This is a genomic window from Streptomyces sp. WELS2 (genome assembly GCF_013870595.1).
Taxonomy (GTDB): Bacteria; Actinomycetota; Actinomycetes; order Streptomycetales; family Streptomycetaceae; genus Streptomyces.
The window spans coordinates 1-1,646 of the sequence record NZ_JACBWZ010001146.1; the positions used below are offsets into that span (position 1 = coordinate 1).

General features: G+C 76.1%; 2 protein-coding genes. Both read left to right on the forward strand.

Features of this window, described 5'->3' with window-relative positions; translation table 11 throughout:
- Positions 1 to 225 (forward strand): pyridoxine 5'-phosphate oxidase C-terminal domain-containing protein (locus H5J33_RS34465; RefSeq protein ID WP_309485565.1); only part of this gene is annotated, 225 nt, incomplete at its 5' end.
- Positions 226 to 390: 165 nt separating this feature from the next.
- A complete protein-coding gene (locus H5J33_RS34470; RefSeq protein ID WP_181798595.1) occupies positions 391 to 1,587 on the forward strand; it encodes an NAD(P)/FAD-dependent oxidoreductase in 1,197 nt (398 codons plus the stop codon).
- The last annotated feature ends 59 nt before the right edge of the window (positions 1,588 to 1,646 follow it).

Consider the following 1,646-nt stretch of genomic DNA (forward strand, 5'->3'; position numbering starts at 1 on the left):
CGGCAGAGCGAGGAACTGGACTCGCTCGCGGAGCTGCGCCGGGCCTCGGAGGCGGCCTGGGAGCGGGCCCGGGAGAACCCGGCGGAGCCGTCGCCGACCTGGACGCTGTACCGGCTGCGCCCGCAGACGGTGGAGTTCTTCCAGGGCGACCCGGAGCGGCGGCACGTACGCCTGGAGTACCGCAGCACCGGGTTCGGCTGGAGCCGGTCGCTGCTGTGGCCGTGAGGGGCACACGCCCCCGCGGCCGGTGTGCGCGCCCTTGGCCGACGAGCCCCGCGGGCGGGCTCGTTCACGTCCGGCGCACCCTTCCCGCACACCCGTGATCAATCCGCAACCAATTCCGGTCTTGACCGAGACCCATCAACCGGGTGGGTGATTACGCTCCCGCTCATGACCGCCTCCCACCCCGCCGACGCCCCCCGCCCGCCGGTCCCCGCCGACCCCCCGGTCTATGTGATCGGCGCCGGACCGGGCGGCCTGGCCGTCGCCCGGGCGCTGCGGGAGAAGGGCGTACGGGCCGTGGTCCTGGAGAAGTCCGGCCGGGTCGGCGCCTCCTGGCGCGGCCACTACGACCGGCTGCGGCTGCACACCACCAGGCGGCTGTCCGCGCTGCCCGGCCTGCCCATGCCCCGCAGGTTCGGGCGCTGGGTGTCCCGGGACAACGTGGTGCGCTACCTGGAGAAGTACACCGAACACCATCGGCTGGAGGTCGTCACCGGGGTCGAGGTGCACCGCGTCGAGCGGACCGCGGACGGCACCGGCTGGCTGCTGCACGCCTCCGGGGGCCGGGAGCTGACCGGCAGCGCGGTGGTCGTCGCCACCGGCTACAACCACACCCCGCGGCTGCCCGACTGGCCGGGCCGCACGGAGTACACCGGGGAACTGCTGCACGCCGCCCGGTACCGCGACGCCGCTCCGTACCGGGGGCGGGACGTGCTCGTCGTCGGCGCCGGCAACACGGGCGCGGAGATCGCCGTGGACCTGGTGGAGGGCGGGACCGCGCGGGTGCGGCTGGCGGTGCGCACACCCCCGCACATCCTGCGCCGCTCCACCCTCGGCTGGCCCGCCCAGTACACCGGCGTCCTCGTCCGGCGGCTGCCGGTGTGGCTGGTGGACCGGCTCGCCGGGCCGGTGGGGCGGCTGAGCACCCCCGACCTGTCCGCGCACGGGCTGCCGCGTCCGGCCACCGGTCTGTACAGCAGGGTGCGGCAGGGCGCGATCCCGGTGCAGGACGCCGGCCTGGTCGACGCCGTCCGCACGGGCCGGGTGGAGGTCGTGGCCGCCGTGGAGGCGTTCGAGGACGGCGCGGTGGTCCTCGCCGACGGCAGCCGGATCACACCGGACGCGGTGATCGCGGCCACCGGGTACGTCCGCGCGCTGGAGGGGCTGGTCGGGCATCTCGGGGTGCTGGACGGGCGCGGCCGGCCGGTGGTGCACGGCGGCCGTACGTCCCCGCGGGCGCCCGGCCTGTACTTCACCGGGTTCACCAACCCGATCAGCGGGATGCTGCGGGAGCTGGCGATCGACGCGGGGCGGATCGCGAAGGCGGTGGAGAAGTCGGGCGTGACGGCCGCGAAGCGGTCGTGAGGCCAGGGTCATCGCCTGCGGCGGGCAGCCGCCCGGCCCCGCCGCCCCGGCCGGGTGAC

Excerpts from the sequence above, each read along its gene's own strand:
- H5J33_RS34470 (WP_181798595.1), top strand. The coding sequence starts at position 391 with ATGACCGCCTCCCACCCCGCCGACGCCCCCCGCCCGCCGGTCCCCGCC.